This is a genomic window from Aquamicrobium sp. NLF2-7 (genome assembly GCF_022359935.1).
Classification (GTDB): Bacteria; Pseudomonadota; Alphaproteobacteria; order Rhizobiales; family Rhizobiaceae; genus Mesorhizobium; species Mesorhizobium lusatiense.
This window is the reverse complement of sequence record NZ_JAKSED010000007.1, coordinates 56,090-71,957: the sequence shown is the minus strand read 5'-3', so window position 1 is coordinate 71,957 and position 15,868 is coordinate 56,090. Positions and strand designations below refer to the sequence as shown.

The window sequence follows — 15,868 nt, the reverse complement described above, 5'->3', positions numbered from 1 at the left end:
GAGGCGTCGCATCATCTTCATCCGTGAATCTCACGGATGATTGCGTCATAGACAGCGTGGAGTTGCGTCAGTTCACGGATTTCACACGCCTCGTCCGGCGCTCCGAGATTTTTCGGGGTAAGCCCAACGACCGCGCAGGGATAGCCGGCACGTCTCCACAGTCGCGCATCCGAGCCTCCGATCCGGTTGTCGACAAGGGCTGCCTCGCCAAAGATTTTTTCTGCACCGGCGAGGCACGCCATTGCAAGCGGGTTGTCTGAATCCGTCCAGCTTGGTTCGTATCGGCGCGTGATCGTCCAGCTTATCCCCGCACGCCCACCCAGTTGGCTCTCCACGGCTCTTGCGACGTCTGCCGTGGACAGTCCGAGGGGAATGCGAATATCGACGGCGGCGGAGGCATGGGCCGGCACGAGGTTCGGCGACGACCCTGCCGTCATCGTACCGACATTCACGGTGATACGCTGCAAGGTGTCCCGCAGGACTTTGGGCTCGCCGCTCCTGAGGGCAGCGGAGGCCATCACTCTGCCCGCATCCGCCGGCGGTTGTGGCGTCAGCTTCTCCACTTGGCGCAGAGCGACAAGGGCATCGACGAGACGGTCGGCAGCATTCGTCCCGGCATAGGTATGGGCGCTGTGAGCCTGCTTCCCTTCGGCTTCAATCTCCAGCCAGAGCATTCCCTTTTCACCGAGCCTGACCGTGAGAGGGCCACCCGCGTCGGCCACGAGAACTCCGTCGCCGCAGATTTCCGGGGCATGATCGATCAGCCACTGCGTACCTAATTCGCCCATCCTCTCCTCGTCACCGGCGAGCGCGAGAACCAGGCTTCCTGCAAACGGGCGTCGTCGGGCCCAGTCGGCCACCACTTCCATCAGCACCGCAACGCCGCCCTTCATGTCGGCCGCGCCGCGTCCATAGATGAACCCATCGTCGATTTCTCCCCCGAGCGGCTCAAAGGTCCAGCTCGAAACATCACCGACAGGATATGTGTCGACATGACCGCTCAGGATCGTCCGGGGGCCAAGCAGCCCCCCGTCGAGCACGGCGACCAGGTTTTCAACCGGCGCCTCGCTGACATATCTCTTCAGGGTCAGGCCCGGTATGGCCTCAAGGAAGCTCCGGACCGTTTGCAGGACGGCTCCGGTGTCGCTGGGCGGGGTTTGGCTGTCTTTTTGCACGAGCGCCCTGGTCATCGCCGTCAGGCGGGTTGCCAGATCCTCAGTCATGCGTCTGCACCCATCCAGCCGCGCCAGATCAGCAGCAAGATTTCATAAGTTACCGCTGCCGCCAGAAAGGCAGTCATTCCGTTGACATCATGCGGCGGGCTTACCGTGTTCACATCCGCGCCCACAATGTTCAGCCCTTCCAGCATGCGCAGAAGATCGATGCCTTCGCGCGAGGACAGGCCGCCCCATACCGGCGTGCACACTCCCGGTGCGCAGGAGGGATCGAAGACATCCATGTCAACCGACAGATAGACAGGGCGGCCTGCCAGCGTTTCCCTGAGGGCGTTCACGCAATCCTGCAGGCCACGGCTCTGCAATTCGCTCATCGACATGATGTTGTAGCCGAGCGATCGGGTATGGTCATACACGCCGGGCCGCATCGTGGAGCCGCGCAGGCCCACATGCCACGATGCACTGGCCAGAACCCGCTGCTCGAGCGCGGCATGGGTAAACTGCGATGCTGCGTCGTAGCGGTGGACCGGGTCTACAGGATAGGCATCCGTGTGGCTGTCGACATGCAGAACGGCAAGCCCGGGATGCACTTTCGCGGCAGCCCGGACAAGCGGCAGAGATACGCTGCCGTCCCCGCCGAAACCCACCGGAACCGCGCCGGCGGCAGCAATACGGTAAGCAGCTTCTTCAATCAGCGGGAAGGCTTCTTCAGCACGGGAAGGAACCATCTGTACGTCGCCGGCGTCGATGACGCCAAGTTCGGCCAGAGCATCGCAATCAGCGATTTCCGACTGGTAACGCCGCACGAGGCCGGACTGCGCCCGGATGGCGTGCGGGCCCTGTCGGGCACCAATCCGGAATTTATGCGTACCGCAGTCAAAGGGACATCCCAGTATGGCAGCGCCGGCACCACTGGCGTCGGTGCGGAAAGGAACGCCCATGAAAGTGGGAGGGGCTTCGTATAGTTCTTCGGATGAAAGCGTACTGAGCATTGACATGACCGGAATATCACTCGCTGGACGACAGAGGGCGGGCCGGGCTGATCCCGGGCCGCGGCGGTAAGTGGCGGGACAGGTAATTTCTCGTCTCAGCGTGACGAAAGTCTGCGCTCCCAAAGGCGGATGCCCATGGCCAGCGGCCAGCAGATCAGGAAGTAGACGATGGCGATGAAGGTGAAGATCTCAAGCGGGCGGAAGATCGACGATGACAACTCCATGCCGCGGCGGGTAATTTCGCTGACGGAGATCACAGCGCCCAGAGAGGAATATTTGATAAGCTGCACGAAATTTGCGGCGAGGGGCGGCAAAGTGAGCCGGATGGCCTGGGGCAGTATGATACGGGTGAATGTCTGGATCGGTGAAAGTCCCAGAACCTGAGCCGCTTCCCTGTGGCCTTTTGGAACGGCCTGAATGCCGGCCCGGTAGGCCTCAGCAATGAAGGCCGAGGAATAGATGCTGAGCCCCACGATGAGCGCTGTCCAGGAATCGAGATTGATCCCCATCGCGACCGGCAGCACGTAGTAAATCCACAGCAGCTGCACGAGGATTGGGGTGTTGCGGATGATTTCCCCGACTGCCAGAGCAAGAAAGCGCAGGGCAGCGAAACGGGACATGTCCATGACCGCAATCAGCAATCCGCCAAGCATTGCAAGGCACAAGGTGATTGCGGAGATAATGAGCGTCTGCTGAAGCCCGCTCAGAAGAAAATCCATGTTCTGGGGGATCACATCCCAGCGAAACTGATAACCACCCATCGGAATTTCCTTTCTCCAGGCTTCAGCAGGCCGTCAGGCAATAGTGAACAGAATTAAGGTGCGATGATCGGGCCGAGCTTGTTCTTTTCGGCATAGAACGCGAGACGGCCGTCACGCTTGATGGTGTCGATGAAAAGATTGATGTGGTTCAGCCAGATCTGATCGCCGTGCGGGACGACATATGCATATGGCGTGAGCAACAGCTTTTCTTCCGGTTCAACGGCGCGTGCCCAGTCGAATTCATCCGTCACTTTCACCGCCGTGGGAAAGTCCGTCATGATGACGTCGACACGGTTGGCGACAAGCTCGGCTTCGCGCGTCGCCGGGGGTGCCACAACGACCAGTTCGGCCTGCTTCAGATAATCGCGCATGAAGGGCTCGATATAGCTGCCCAGAGATACGGCTACGCGGCGCCCCGGCTGATCAATGTCATTCCAGTTGTTAACGGGGCCGCCCTCGCGCATGACCGCGTAAAGGCCTGAGATCAGGTATGGCTGGGTGAAGGCGACGGCTTCGCCACGCTTCATGGTCGCCCCGATTCCGAACATACCGATATCGCATTTGTCGGCCTGGAGATCTGCAATGAAGGTGCCGAAACTCGATTCCACGATCTGCAGTTCCGCACCGAGATCCTTCGCCAGTTCCTTGGCGAGGTCGGCATCGATGCCTTCGATCTCGCCGGATGCCGGGTTGCGGAATGAGATGGAGTAATAGAGCGGATACTGACACACCCGCAGCTTGCCGGTTCTGGTCACTTCGTAGAGGCGGGAGTTCACCTGCTGCGCTGACACGGGTGCCATCGCGGCTGCCATGGCGATGGCGGAAACAGCCAGCGCGGTGATGGATCTGACGATACTCATAGATGGGTTCCCTTCTGTGATGGATCAGTCTTGCATCTGGCGCAGGAACCGCTGCGCTCGGTCGGTTTTCGCATTGGCGAAGAAGGCAGCCGGCTCGGCGTCTTCCACCACCTTGCCCTGGTCCATGAAGACGACGCGCGAGCCGACATTGCGCGCAAACCCCATTTCATGGGTGACGACCAGCATGGTCATTCCCTCTTCGGCGAGGCTGCGCATCACGAGGAGGACCTCGTGCTTCAACTCGGGATCAAGGGCGGACGTTGCCTCGTCGAACAGCATTACGCTCGGCTTCATAGCCAGCGCACGTGCAATGGCCACACGCTGCTGCTGCCCGCCGGAAAGCCGGGAGGGATACTGGTCGCGCTTGTCGGCGAGGCCCACCTTTTCCAGCAGGCGCATGGCGTTCGTTTCGGCGGCCGCCCTCGCTTCGCCCTTCACCCGTACGGGCGCTTCGATGATGTTCTGCAACACTGTGAAATGCGGCCAGAGGTTGAAGTGCTGGAACACCATTCCGATGTCGCCGCGCGCCGCTTTCGCGTTCGTCCCGGTGGCGGCGGTCTCCTGCGGGGATGCGATGACCTGGTCGCGCAACGTTACCGCGCCCCCTGTCGGTTGCTCCAACAGCGCGAAGCACCGGAGCAGGGTGGTCTTGCCTGAACCGGAAGGCCCGATCACGCAAACGACCTCGCCTTCCTTCACCGTCAGATCGACGTTGCCGAGAACCTGAACCGCACCGAAACTCTTGCTCAGATCCCTCGCAGCGATCAGGCCGCTTGCGGGCTGCGTGCGAACACCCTTTGTATCCATTCCGGAATTCCTCCTAGGTATAACGGAAATTTATGAAGTCCGTATTTTCCCCTTGTTTTGGGAAAAAACTGGTTTAAACATTGCATAATGTCAATAAAGAAAATTTATGATAATGGACATCAAGCTTCTTGAGACGTTCCGCGCGGTGATAGAAACCCAGTCGATGACGGGTGCCGCGAAGCTGCTTGGGCTTACCCAGCCGGCCATCAGCACGCAGATTGCGCGGCTGGAAACCCAGATCGGTTTTCCGTTGTTCGAGCGCGTGAACGGACGCCTGAAAGCCAGCCGTCAAGGGCGGCTTTTTTACACCGAAGTCCGGCATGCTCTTGGAATGATCGAGCGCCTTGCACGGGATGCTGAAGGCATTCGTAAGGGCGTTACGGAAACCGTGACCATTGCCAGCCACCCGAGTGCCTCGATCTCTTTTCTGCCGGCTGTCGTGGCTGAGCTGCGCCGCCAAAGGCCGCTTGCCCGCGTGCGCATGATCAACCGCAGCTCGGAAGAGGTCAGAGCCATTTTCGAGGCCGGCGGAGCGGATGTCGCAATCGCCGAATGGCCAATACACATACCCGATATAGACCTGCGGCGGTACAAGGTTCCCTGTGTCGCGGTGTTGCCGATGGAACATCCGCTTACCCGTCTGTCGGAAATCTCCCCCACCGATCTTGCCGGTGAGAATATGATCGGAATGCAGGTTTCAAGACTGATCGGTCATCAGGTGCAGAACGCCTTTATCGAGCATGACGTGGAGTTCGATCCTGGGATCATCAACGAGTATTTCAGCTCAATCTGCGCGCTTGTCACCACCGGATGCGGGATCGGTATCGTCGATCAGTGGTCGGCGCAGATGTTCGAGCCTCTCGGTCTCGCCATAAGGCCTTTCAAGCCGACCATCATGTACGAGATCGGCGTTTTTGCCCGCCTGCATAGTTCGCTCATGCCGATCGTCGATGACGTGGTCGCCCTGATCGACCAGCGGCTTGCTTCGATTGAATCAATTAGCATTCGTGATGGAGACGCATAATGCTGGATGCCTCAGAAATATGGGCCAGTCTGGAAGCCATCTGCGACACGGGAGGCCGGCAGACCGGCACCGCCTCGGAGCAGCAGGCGACGGCGCTTCTGGCTCGTCTGGGCGAGGAAGCGACGGGTGTGCAACCGCTGCGTGAAGAATTTCCCTATGATGGCTGGGACGGTGGCGATGCTTCGGTGACGATCGACAGCGGGGAGCGCTTGCCGGCCAATCCATTGCTTCGTTCGGTTGCAACGCCCGCCGCCGGGCTCGAAGCAGAAGTCATCGATGTCGGGCGCGGCACTCCGGATGAATTTCTTGCTCATCGTGATGAGATTGCCGGTCGGATCGTCCTTGTCCGCCATGAGCTGATGTTTGCGGCGGGCACCGTCCATCGGCGTATGAAATACAATGCTGCGGTGGCGCATGGAGCGGTCGGGTTTCTGATTGCCGGGCCGGCTTCCGCAAAGCTTGTGGCAGGCTCTTCCGGGCGAGGCAGTGAGGCGGGCATTCCGGCTGCGGGGATTTCCCCGGAGACCGCCGCCAGATTGGCGCGTACGAGTGCGGGCTACGTCAGAATCAGGCTGGAAATCGATGGTGCTGACCGGCAGGGGACGGCGACAAATCTGATTTTCGATCTGAACGGGCAGACACCGCAACAGGTAGTGCTATCGGCACATATTGACGGTCACGGCCTAGGCGAAAGCGCTCTCGATAATGCTTCCGGCCTAGCGGTCGCGCTTGCAGTTGCCCGGGAATTGCGCCCGGAAATGACGGCGCGGAAACGAAAGCTTCGCCTTGCTTTCTTCAATGCCGAGGAATGGGCGTTGACCGGGTCGGAAATCCATCTCCAGCGCCTGAGTGAGAAGGCGCGGAGTGACATGCTCCTCAACGTCAATCTTGACACCGTGGCCGGCGGCAACCGCCTGACCGCCCTGACATCCGGCTACAGGGGCATAGAGCCATTTCTTCTGGAAAGCTCCGAGGCGGCGGGTGTTCCGCTTGGCCTGTACCGCCCACTTCAGGTGAACTCCGATCACGGCAATTTCGCGCAGGCCGGAATTCCTGCGTTCAGGCTGGTTTCCGGGTTCAACGATCACATGGCCAACACCCGTCACCTGCTGACGCCACTTGACCGGCGTGATCTTGCCACCCCCGAGGAACTGCTGCTTGCTGCAAGACTAACACTGGAAATCGTGCGGCGCGCGCTGGATGTCAGCGATGAAGACGCTGCGACATGGCGGCGGGCGTAACTTGCCCGCTCTCAGGCAACAGCATGAACAAGAATGACAAGTCAAAAGGTTGGCGGGGTGCAGACCCACAATATGCTGGCCGGGTCTTCGCCAAGATTGCGGTAGGAATGCGGGATATTGGAACGGAAGCAAAAACCGTCCCCCGTTTCCAGCCTGAATGAATCGCCATTCAGCGTGAGCTCGACCGTGCCGGTGAGCACATATCCGACTTCTTCGCCTTCATGCGTGATGGTTTCGCCGCTCTTGCCGCCCACTTCGAGATGATGAATGTTGCATTGAAGCAGGTGCCCGTCCTTGTAGGGGATTATGCGCTCAAGCATCAGGCCGCGCGACGTTCCCTTATGCTTGTCGAGCGTGATGAAAGGGCGTGCGCCCTTGCGGAAGATCACGCCTTCATTGTCGGCAGGCTCGTCGAACAGCCAGCTGATATTGGTTTCCAGAACCTGCACGATCCGGTGGATCATCGGCAGTGAGGGCAGCACCTTGCCATTTTCCACCTTCGATAGCAGGCTCTCCGAGCATCCGCTGCTTTCGGCGAGTTCTTTCAGCGTGAGGCCCTTCATCTGGCGGGCAAGCCGCAGCCGCAGCCCAAGGCTTTTTTTTGTGTCGCTGAGGCTGTCCTGCTGAGGGCTGCGGATCTTATCCGGCTTCATTCCGGTTCCTTCTCGGCAATCAGTTGTGCCGGACTGCTTATCGTTCAGGCTCAGTGGGCCATGCCACCGTCGACCATCATTTGCTTCGCGGTGATATAGCGGGATTCCTCCGAGGCCAGAAACACATAAATCGGCGCGACTTCCTCAGGCGTTCCCTGCCGACCAAGCGGCACGATCCGCCTGACGACCTCGCCATGCGCCTCGGCTCCTCCCATCAGAGCTATTGCGGGATTGTTGAACGGGGTATCGATCCAGCCAGGCAGAACGGAGTTCACGCGAATATTGTCCGGCGCCAGTTCCTGAGCCAGCGCGACGGTATAGGCGATAACCGCGCCCTTGGCGGCAGCATAGCCAGTCATGCCCGGCGCGCCACGCAGGCCCGCCAGCGAGGACGTGGTGATGATGCTGCCGCCCCCGGCCTTGCGGATCACAGGCACGACATGTTTCGTGGCAAGGAACGTGCCCCGCGCATTGACCTCGAAAACGGCATCCCAGTCATCACCGGAAAACTGTTCCGCATGACCGAGCCTCTGCAGCCCGGCAAAGAATACCAGCGTGTCGATGCCGCCCATCCGCCGCTCTGCCTGCGAGACTGCCTCCTGCACGTTCGCTTCATCGCGCACATCGCAGACAAGGGCCGACGCATGCTGGTCCGGTTTTGCCATGCTTTTCACGGCCTCTTCGGCGGCAGGCAGATTGATGTCTGCGATGACGAGGCTGGCGCCATTGTCGGCGAACTGCATTGCGGCGGCCCGCCCGATGCCCGTGGCGGCGCCGATCATCAGGGCTCTTTTTCCGGCAAGTCTCATCTTTCTTCTCCTCTGGACGGGTTCTTATTTGATGTGGGACTGACAGACCTGCGCGAGCGCGACCCAGTAATGCGCGCCAAGCGGCAGAATCTCGTCGTTGAAGTCAAATTCGGGGCTGTGCAGCGCGGTCGGGCAGCCGTTGCCGATCCACGCGTAGGCCCCCTTGCGGGCCGCCAGCATGAAAGCAAAATCCTCCGAGGCCATGCTCGGTGAGAACTGCGTGACCGCATCTCCACCGCAGGATGACAGGGAGGCGGCCTGCAGCATGATGGTCGCAGCCTCGGGATTGTTGGTGGTCACCGGGTATTGTGTACGGATATCGAGTTCTATCCGGACACCATGCGCTGTAGCGATGCCTTCGGCGATTTCCCGCATGCGCCGATGCGCGACCGATACGGTTGCGTCATCGAAATAGCGCAGGGTTCCGCGCAGCTCCACCTTGTCCGGAAGCGCGTTCAGAGAGTGGCCACCATGTATCTGGGTGATCGACAGGACCAACTGCCGGTGCGGATCGATGGCGCGGCTGACCACGGCCTGCAGCGCCTGCGTGAGAGCACCCGCCGCGACGATCGTATCGCTGCCGAGATGTGGCAAGGCGGCATGCACGCCTTCTCCGTTGATGGTGATCGTAAAAAGATCCATTGCGGCCATCATCGGCCCCGGCTGGACCGCTATCCTGCCTTTTTCAAGCGCCGGCCAGTTGTGAAGACCGAAAACCAGATCGCATGGCGCGTGGTCGAAAAGCCCGTCCTCGACCATCGCCTTGCCTCCGCCTGCGGCCTCTTCCGCAGGCTGGAAGATGAAATGCAGCGTACCTGCAAGATCATCCTGCCGGGAAAGATAGTCGGCGGCGGCAAGCAGCATGGTCATGTGCCCGTCATGGCCGCAGGCATGGGTGGCGCCCGGCCGGATGGAGCAGTAAGGGACAGAAGACTGCTCGGTAAGCGGCAATGCATCCATATCCGAGCGGAAACCGATGTCGGGGCCGGCCTTGTTTCCCTTAAGGCTCGCAACCAGACCCGTCCCGGCAAATCCCTCTTTCACGGGCAGGCCCATTTCCCTCAGGCGCGCCGCCAGAAAGGCGGCGGTGTCGCGCTCCTCGAAGGCGATCTCGGGGTTCTGATGCAGATGGCGGCGCCAGTCGCGATAGACAGGCGCGCGCCCGCCAAAGAATGCGGAAGCCTGTGCAAGAAGGGATGTCATAAGGTCTGTGTCCGTTGCAGGCGGTTAGCATCCTGTGCCCGGGCGCGGGTTGATGGCATGGGAAGATGCTCGATGCCGACGTGACACGCCGCCATGTTGCCGCCAGCTCTGATCGAAAGCGCAGGATCGATGCTGCGGCAGACCTCCTGCACGAAGGGGCAGCGGCTTTGGAACGAACACCCCTGCGGAATATGGATTGGGTCCGGTGGCTCGCCTTCAAGCAGGTAGTCTGCCGGCAGAAAGGGTTTTGCCTCTACCGTGCTCACCGAACTGAGCAATGCGCGGGTGTAAGGATGGGCAGGTGCATCGAAAATCGTCTCATTGTCTCCGATCTCGACGATCTTGCCGAGATACATGACCGCGATGCGCGCGCATGCGCGCCGCACCATGGCCAGATCATGGGAGATGTAGAGATAGGTGATACAATGCTTGCGCTGCAGGCTGTCGAACAGGTCGAGAAGTTTTGCCTGCTCCACCTGATCAAGCGCAGACAGCGTTTCATCGAGGATCAGGACATCCGGTTCGAGAACCATGGCGCGGGCAATGTTGACACGCTGGCGCTGGCCGGCACTCAGGCCGACCGGCAGGGCATCATAGAGATCCGGCAACAGGCCGACTTCCTGCATTACTGCACAGACCTTATTTCGTAGCTTCTTTCCCGAAGCGAGCCCATGAATGCGCAGCGGTTCGGCAATGGTTGAGCCGATGGCCACATGCGAGGGGATGGAATTATACGGGTCCTGCAAAAGAAGCTGGAAACGGCGGCGCATGGAAAGCAGAGCTGCTCCGCGCAGGGTGGAGACATCGATGCCATCTATGCCGATCACACCGCGATCCGGTGCCTCCAGCGACGAGAGCAGGCGTGACAGCGTGGATTTTCCACAGCCGGATTCGCCGATCAGTCCGAGGCTCTCGCCTCTGCGGACCTCGAAAGACACGCCCCGCACCGCCTGCACATGGTTCTTCCGGAACAGGGAGGTGCGGTCCTTCACCTCATATGTTTTGGCGACATCGCGCACGCTGAGAACGACAGGCTCCGCGTTGACCGCAGGAACGCCACTGACGTCGTGCCACAGACGCGGCACCTTGGCGAGCAACTCCCGGGTATAGGGATGAGCGGGGGCCTTCTGTATGGCGCCGGTATCCTGCGCCTCCACGATGGTTCCCTTGTCGAGCACGACGACTTCATCGGCGATGTCGACAATGGTGCCGAAAGAGGAAGACACGAAGACGATCGCCGTTCCGAAATCGCGTTGCAGGTCGCGCAGCAACCGCAGGATCTGCGCGGCGACGGTCACGTCCAGCGGTTGGGTGATGTTGTCGGCGACAAGCAGTTTCGGCCTGGAAATCAGCGCATCCACAATCATGGCGCGCTGCATCATTCCGCCCGAGAACTGGAATGGATACTCATTGAAGCGGCTGCGTGCCGAAGGAATGCGCACGGCGTCCAGCAGGTCTATCACACGCTGGCGCGCGGCCTGACGGGAGAGGCCCGGCTCAACCGCACGCAGCTTTTCCTCGATCTGATGGCCTACGGGCACGGTCGGATCAAGGGCCGTCGTGGGGTTGGCTCCGATATAGGCGATCTCGCGGCCACGCAGGCGCGCCATTTCCGTTTCGGGCAGGGCAAGAAGGTTGCGCCCCTGATAGGTAACCGTGCCGGACACGATATGAAGCGGCGGGCGCACCCAGTTGACCAGAGCGCGCGACAAAAGCGTCTTGCCCGAGCCGCTCTCGCCGATGATGCCCAGCACGGATTTTGGTTCCACCCTGAAGGCGATGTCGGACAGGAGCAGGCGCGCAGAGGCGCCGGAACCGAGAGAAATGCGGAGGTTCTCGACGCTGAGAAGGGGTTCCGTCGCCATCATGCCGCTCCCTGCAGAATAAGGTTCCGGCTTCTTTCCAGAACACCGCCCATGAGATTGAGACTGCCCAGCGCAAGGGCCAGCAGGCAGCCGGGCACGATAGTGATCCACCAGGCATTCAGAAGGTATTGGGTGCCCCCTGAAATGATGGTGCCGAAGGTGGGCGTGGGCGGCTGGATTCCGATTCCGATGAAACCGAAAATCGCCTCGAAAATCATCATGCGCGCGACATCGAGCACCGCGACGAAAGCAATGGGAGGCAGAATGGATGGCGCGATGTGGCGCAGCATGATGCGCAGGTCCGACGCGCCGATGATGCGCGCGGCGCGCACATATTCCTTCTGCCGCTCGGCAAGGGTTACGCTGCGGGCAACGCGGGCATAGATGGGCCAGCCCGAAAGCACGAGCACCGCAATGATGGTTACCGGGTTCGGCCGCGACATGCCCAGAATGGTGATGGCCAGAATGATGACCGGAATGGACATCTGGATGTCGGTGATGCGCATCAGAACGACATCGGTCCAGCCACCGCGATAGCCGGAAAAAATGCCGATAGCGCAACCCAGCACAAACATCAGCACCACGCTGATGATGCCTATGAGAAAGGCATTGCGCAGGCCGATAAGCGACCGCAGCAGGAGATCGCGACCAAGCTGATCGGTACCGAGAAAATGCGGAAGCCGGCCACCTTCCATGAACACCGGCGGCAGGAACTTGTCGGCGACGGAGATTTTCGTCGCCGAGGCATCGATGATGAAAGGCCCGAACAGGGTCAGCAGGCAGAGCACTGCGAAGAGGGTGGTCGCCACCTTCATTTCGGGCGAGCGCCAGGCAAGGCGCAGGATGCGGACGTTGACGCTCTGCCCGCGGGCAGGCGTTGCGAAGGACCCGGCAGCAGAGGATGCAATGGCCATGATACCCCTCAGAACTTCAGGCGCCGGTCGATCGTTGTGGACGCAAAGTCCACGGCGATGTTGATGAAGACGAGCACGGTGCTCGCGAAAATCGCAACTGTCTGGATCACGGGAAAATCTCGCTGGAAGACCGCATTGATGGTCAGAAGACCAATGCCGGGAAAGCTGAAGATATACTCCACGACGAACAGCCCGCCGAGCAGCATGCCGATCATCTGCGCGCCGAAGCTGTTGAGCAGGGGCACCGCGGCATTGCGCAACACATGACGAAACAGCATCGCTCTGGCGCTGAGCCCACGCACCTGCCCGATCTCGTAGAACGGTTCCTGCACATTGCCCGCCAGAGCCACAGAGATCGACCGGATCATCACCGGCGCAAGCTCCACCGCAACGACGATGGCGGGGATGATGACATAGCCGATATGCTGGTAGCCGATGGCGGGGAGCCAGCCTGTGCGTGCCGACAGCAGATAGATCAGAACGATGCCCACCCAGACGTTGGGCAGCGAAACGAAGAAGGATGAAAGATAGAGAGCGGTTTTCTGCGGCCATCCCCGGTTGCGTACGCCGGCCAGTATGCCGAGCGGTATCGAGACAAGGCATGCCAGCAGGAAGCCGCATGCGGCGAGCAGAAGGGTGTAAGGCAGCGCCCTTGCGATCAGTTCGATAACCGCTGCGCGTTCGACGGGCGCAGCACTTCCGGCGTCCTGCGATCCTCCGGTCGTGCCGCCCTGCTTGCCGCGGATGAAGGAGTTGCCGAAGTCGCCTTTGGCGATATCGCCCAGATAGCGCAGGAACTGCACCGGGATGGGATCACGCAGCCCGAGGCGCTGGGCCGTCTCTTCCATGGCGCTGGGGGTGGCCATCGGACCGAGAATGATGCGGGTCGGATCGCCCGGCGCAATGCGCAGCAGCGTGAAAATGACGAAGGCGACGGCCAGGACGATGAGAACACCCTGGCTGATGCGCCGCAGGAAGAATTCCAGGGCAAAAGCCATCTTGATTTTATCCGGCGATAGGAAAACGAGAGCCGGCGATGCGCTCGCGCGCATCGCCGACCTGCGGTCAGGACAAGGTTGCCTTCGACAGATCGATGGGGCCGTTGGGATAGAACTGGACGCCTTCCAGCTTTGCGCTCATCGCCCGCAGGAACACCGAGGAGAACAGCGAAATGCTGGGCGCCTTCTGGGCAATGAGCGGCAGCGTTTCTTCCTGCAGGATCTTCAGCCGGTCTTCCGTGGATGTCGCACTGCGTTCCTTGTCAAGCGACTCGTCGATCTGGGGATCGCTGATACCGTTCACCAGCGCGAACTGTGAGTGATAGTTCGGCCGCAGAACGAGATCGGGTTCAGGCGAGCCGGTGATCCAGCCGACATCGATGATATGGCCCGGCCCCTGACCGTCAGCGCGCCGATAGAGCTGTTCTTCCCACGCCGCTGGCTCCAGCGTCGTAAGCTTCACGGGGAAGCCCTGCTCCTGCAGCATGGCGGTGATGAGCTCCCCATATTCGCGGGTCTTCGGATAGAAGCCGACCGAGGTGATGTATTCGATCTCCGGCAGCCCCTGACCGTTCGGAAAGCCGGCCTCCGCCAGAAGCGCCTGCGCCTTTTCCGGATCGTATTCAGGATAGGTCTTTACGTCGGTAAAGCCGAATTTCACCGGGGACAGATGGCAATTCGAGGCCTGTCCGGCTTCGCCGACGATTTCGAGCACCTGAGAGCGGTCGATGGAGTGGCAGACCGCCAGACGGATGCGGGGATCATCGAAGGGTGGCTTGTTGCAGCGGAAGTGGAGATACTTGTTCTCACTGGACAGCGAACGATCGGTTTTCAGGCCCGCTTCCTTCTGCAGCGACAGATACTGTTCCGGCTCCAGCCGCTCGGTCAGGTGATACTGGCCATTGAGAAGACCGAGCACGCGGGTGTTCGCATCGGGAACGTAGGCCCAGATAACCTCTTCGATTGACGGTTTGCCTTCGTGGAACTTGTCGAAGGCAGCGAACCTGATCTGGTCGCCGGTCGTCTCGACATATCTGAACGGGCCGGTTCCGTTTGGCCGTTGCTTGAGCATGTCGGGACTGGCGATATCGGCGGCTGAAAGGATCGGCAGAAAGCTTGAAACATACCAGAAATTGAGCGCCGGATAGCCGTATTGCTTCGTATTCAGCCGCACCGTGTGATCGTCGACGATCTCCACGTCAACGCGTCCCGGATACCAGGCGGAGGCCGGACGATCAGGGTTTGACGCATATTCATACGTCGCCTTGACGTCTGCTGCGGTGAAAGGCTGCCCGTCGTGGAAAGTAACCCCCTGGCGCAGCTTGTACTCCAGCGTGTGCTCGTCGATGACCGACCATTCCGTTGCAAGGTCGGGCAGGATCTCACCTGGGTTGGCTTCGGTCATCGGGCATTTGGTGAGGTGGCCGAAGAGGAAGCCTTCGGCGGTGATCTGGGGCGCCACCGTATGCGAAGTCGGATCCCAGCTGCTGGTCACGGTACCGGCGGCAGCGAAAATCAGCGGACCGGATGCGGCAAATGCGCGGCTGGCGATAGCCGGAACGGAAAGCGCGGCGACACTGAGAGTGGTCGCCTTCATGAATTCACGTCGATTGATCGTCACGGTCAGGTTCCCTCTGGTTAGCAAAAAGCACACAAAAGGGGCGCCGGCAGTCAGCCGGAACATGCTCGTGAAATGTCACCCCTCAGGAAAGGCGAACTTCTGCGGGTTCGCTCGCTTCCACTTTTCATCATAAACACAGTCCCAATCGTATTCAAGTAACTTGAATGATGATGCCGTTATGTTTCTCAGTTCGTCTTGCAGGGAAAAGTGCGCCGTGACATGCCAGCGCTGATGGCGAGTGCCTGAGATGCACCGAGGCAGGCCCGCGATCTCATCGAACGGCGGAAAAGCTGATCATGGAAAGTAAACGGAGCTGAACCGCCCTGCGGAAGGTCAGGCCTTGCTGTAAACCGCGATCAGATCAGTGCTCTTGGCACGAACAACCGGGCTCCTGTTTGGCGGTCCTCCAGAAAATCTCCGCTGACGCCGAATGCGCGGGACGGCATCGTCGGTCGTGACTTCCGAGGGCGAGCCACGTTGGAGGATACTGCCGTCACAGATCACCACCATGTGATCGGAAAACACGGTCGCCAGCCGACAAAGCCGCTGCCGCCGACTGTGGTAACTGCTGTGCCTGCAACCCCACCATTATCACCAGAAGCAGCATGCGCGGTGGTCAAGCGGCAAACCAACGCTACGGGCAGTGTCATCACAACGTTCGGCCATCCCTTGACCAAGGCCTGCGTGAAATCACCTGTAACGTCGCGCCCGAGAGCGACAGGGCCAACCCGGCGAAAACAACCACGACGAGACGCGGAAGCCGGATGCCGAGCAGAACCAGTTCTTCCTGTGGAGTGCCGTGGTCCATTAGTACAGCAAGGATGGCAGAAGGACTGACCGGGTAGGAGCCCAGCTGCAGGCTGGCCACCATCGCGACGATCAGCATGCACAACGACAGCGTGGCCCCAACGATCGTCGGATCAAAGGAGAATATACAATAAAATC

15 protein-coding genes are annotated in these 15,868 nt (G+C 60.3%); 2 read left to right on the top strand and 13 right to left on the bottom strand.

Annotated elements, in window-relative coordinates:
- Positions 1-17 precede the first annotated feature (17 nt).
- The 5 genes from MIC97_RS23115 to MIC97_RS23095 form a co-directional block, all read right to left on the bottom strand.
- Positions 18-1,223, bottom strand: coding sequence for a M20/M25/M40 family metallo-hydrolase (locus MIC97_RS23115; RefSeq protein WP_239802248.1), 1,206 nt, complete (start codon positions 1,221-1,223; stop codon positions 18-20).
- Positions 1,220-2,173, bottom strand: a complete 954-nt coding sequence (locus MIC97_RS23110) for an arginase family protein (RefSeq protein WP_239802247.1) — start codon at positions 2,171-2,173, stop codon at positions 1,220-1,222. The genes MIC97_RS23115 and MIC97_RS23110 overlap by 4 nt, the downstream gene beginning before the upstream one ends.
- An 89-nt stretch (positions 2,174-2,262) precedes the next feature.
- Complete coding sequence (locus MIC97_RS23105; protein ID WP_239802246.1) at positions 2,263-2,928, bottom strand: amino acid ABC transporter permease; 666 nt, start codon at positions 2,926-2,928, stop codon at positions 2,263-2,265.
- A gap of 53 nt (positions 2,929-2,981) precedes the next feature.
- Complete coding sequence (locus tag MIC97_RS23100; protein WP_239802245.1) at positions 2,982-3,788, bottom strand: ABC transporter substrate-binding protein; 807 nt, start codon at positions 3,786-3,788, stop codon at positions 2,982-2,984.
- A gap of 24 nt (positions 3,789-3,812) precedes the next feature.
- Complete coding sequence (locus MIC97_RS23095; RefSeq protein ID WP_239802244.1) at positions 3,813-4,595, bottom strand: amino acid ABC transporter ATP-binding protein; 783 nt, start codon at positions 4,593-4,595, stop codon at positions 3,813-3,815.
- Between the two features lie 112 nt (positions 4,596-4,707).
- Between MIC97_RS23095 and MIC97_RS23090 the strand changes: the two genes are divergently transcribed.
- Entirely contained in the window at positions 4,708-5,619 is a 912-nt protein-coding gene (locus tag MIC97_RS23090) for a LysR family transcriptional regulator (protein ID WP_239802243.1), read from the top strand.
- The gene (locus MIC97_RS23085; protein WP_239802242.1) at positions 5,619-6,860 is read left to right on the top strand and encodes a M28 family peptidase; all 1,242 of its coding nucleotides are present in this window, start codon (positions 5,619-5,621) and stop codon (positions 6,858-6,860) included. The genes MIC97_RS23090 and MIC97_RS23085 overlap by 1 nt, the downstream gene beginning before the upstream one ends.
- 41 nt (positions 6,861-6,901) lie before the next feature.
- Here MIC97_RS23085 and MIC97_RS23080 read toward each other — a convergent pair whose 3' ends face one another.
- The 8 genes from MIC97_RS23080 to MIC97_RS23045 all read right to left on the bottom strand — a co-directional run bounded on the left by MIC97_RS23080 (position 6,902) and on the right by MIC97_RS23045 (position 15,809).
- A complete protein-coding gene (locus MIC97_RS23080; protein ID WP_239802241.1) occupies positions 6,902-7,513 on the bottom strand; it encodes a cupin domain-containing protein in 612 nt (203 codons plus the stop codon).
- Between the two features lie 50 nt (positions 7,514-7,563).
- Entirely contained in the window at positions 7,564-8,322 is a 759-nt protein-coding gene (locus MIC97_RS23075; protein WP_239802240.1) for an SDR family NAD(P)-dependent oxidoreductase, read from the bottom strand.
- A gap of 24 nt (positions 8,323-8,346) precedes the next feature.
- Positions 8,347-9,525: an amidohydrolase gene (locus MIC97_RS23070; RefSeq protein WP_239802239.1), complete on the bottom strand. Its 1,179-nt coding sequence runs from the start codon at positions 9,523-9,525 to the stop codon at positions 8,347-8,349.
- A complete protein-coding gene (locus tag MIC97_RS23065) occupies positions 9,522-11,393 on the bottom strand; it encodes an ABC transporter ATP-binding protein (RefSeq protein WP_239802238.1) in 1,872 nt (623 codons plus the stop codon). The genes MIC97_RS23070 and MIC97_RS23065 overlap by 4 nt, the downstream gene beginning before the upstream one ends.
- Positions 11,390-12,304 (bottom strand): ABC transporter permease, encoded by a 915-nt coding sequence (locus tag MIC97_RS23060; protein ID WP_239802237.1) that lies wholly within the window; start codon positions 12,302-12,304, stop codon positions 11,390-11,392. Before MIC97_RS23060 ends, MIC97_RS23065 begins: the two co-directional genes overlap by 4 nt.
- Positions 12,305-12,312: 8 nt before the next feature.
- Entirely contained in the window at positions 12,313-13,302 is a 990-nt protein-coding gene (locus MIC97_RS23055; RefSeq protein ID WP_239802236.1) for an ABC transporter permease, read from the bottom strand.
- A 67-nt stretch (positions 13,303-13,369) separates the two neighbouring features.
- On the bottom strand, positions 13,370-14,929 hold the full coding sequence (locus MIC97_RS23050) for an ABC transporter substrate-binding protein (RefSeq protein ID WP_239802419.1): 1,560 nt from the start codon (positions 14,927-14,929) through the stop codon (positions 13,370-13,372).
- Positions 14,930-15,572: 643 nt separating this feature from the next.
- On the bottom strand, positions 15,573-15,809 hold the full coding sequence (locus tag MIC97_RS23045) for an iron chelate uptake ABC transporter family permease subunit (protein ID WP_239802235.1): 237 nt from the start codon (positions 15,807-15,809) through the stop codon (positions 15,573-15,575).
- Positions 15,810-15,868 lie beyond the last annotated feature (59 nt).

Bases quoted from the DNA above. Each gene is read 5' to 3' on its own strand.
- MIC97_RS23115 (WP_239802248.1), bottom strand. From the start codon at position 1,223: ATGACTGAGGATCTGGCAACCCGCCTGACGGCGATGACCAGGGCGCTC.
- MIC97_RS23110 (WP_239802247.1), bottom strand. From the start codon at position 2,173: ATGTCAATGCTCAGTACGCTTTCATCCGAAGAACTATACGAAGCCCCT.
- MIC97_RS23105 (WP_239802246.1), bottom strand. From the start codon at position 2,928: ATGGGTGGTTATCAGTTTCGCTGGGATGTGATCCCCCAGAACATGGAT.
- MIC97_RS23100 (WP_239802245.1), bottom strand. From the start codon at position 3,788: ATGAGTATCGTCAGATCCATCACCGCGCTGGCTGTTTCCGCCATCGCC.
- MIC97_RS23095 (WP_239802244.1), bottom strand. From the start codon at position 4,595: ATGGATACAAAGGGTGTTCGCACGCAGCCCGCAAGCGGCCTGATCGCT.
- MIC97_RS23090 (WP_239802243.1), top strand. From the start codon at position 4,708: ATGGACATCAAGCTTCTTGAGACGTTCCGCGCGGTGATAGAAACCCAG.
- MIC97_RS23085 (WP_239802242.1), top strand. From the start codon at position 5,619: ATGCTGGATGCCTCAGAAATATGGGCCAGTCTGGAAGCCATCTGCGAC.
- MIC97_RS23080 (WP_239802241.1), bottom strand. From the start codon at position 7,513: ATGAAGCCGGATAAGATCCGCAGCCCTCAGCAGGACAGCCTCAGCGAC.
- MIC97_RS23075 (WP_239802240.1), bottom strand. From the start codon at position 8,322: ATGAGACTTGCCGGAAAAAGAGCCCTGATGATCGGCGCCGCCACGGGC.
- MIC97_RS23070 (WP_239802239.1), bottom strand. From the start codon at position 9,525: ATGACATCCCTTCTTGCACAGGCTTCCGCATTCTTTGGCGGGCGCGCG.
- MIC97_RS23065 (WP_239802238.1), bottom strand. From the start codon at position 11,393: ATGATGGCGACGGAACCCCTTCTCAGCGTCGAGAACCTCCGCATTTCT.
- MIC97_RS23060 (WP_239802237.1), bottom strand. From the start codon at position 12,304: ATGGCCATTGCATCCTCTGCTGCCGGGTCCTTCGCAACGCCTGCCCGC.
- MIC97_RS23055 (WP_239802236.1), bottom strand. From the start codon at position 13,302: ATGGCTTTTGCCCTGGAATTCTTCCTGCGGCGCATCAGCCAGGGTGTT.
- MIC97_RS23045 (WP_239802235.1), bottom strand. From the start codon at position 15,809: ATGCTGATCGTCGCGATGGTGGCCAGCCTGCAGCTGGGCTCCTACCCG.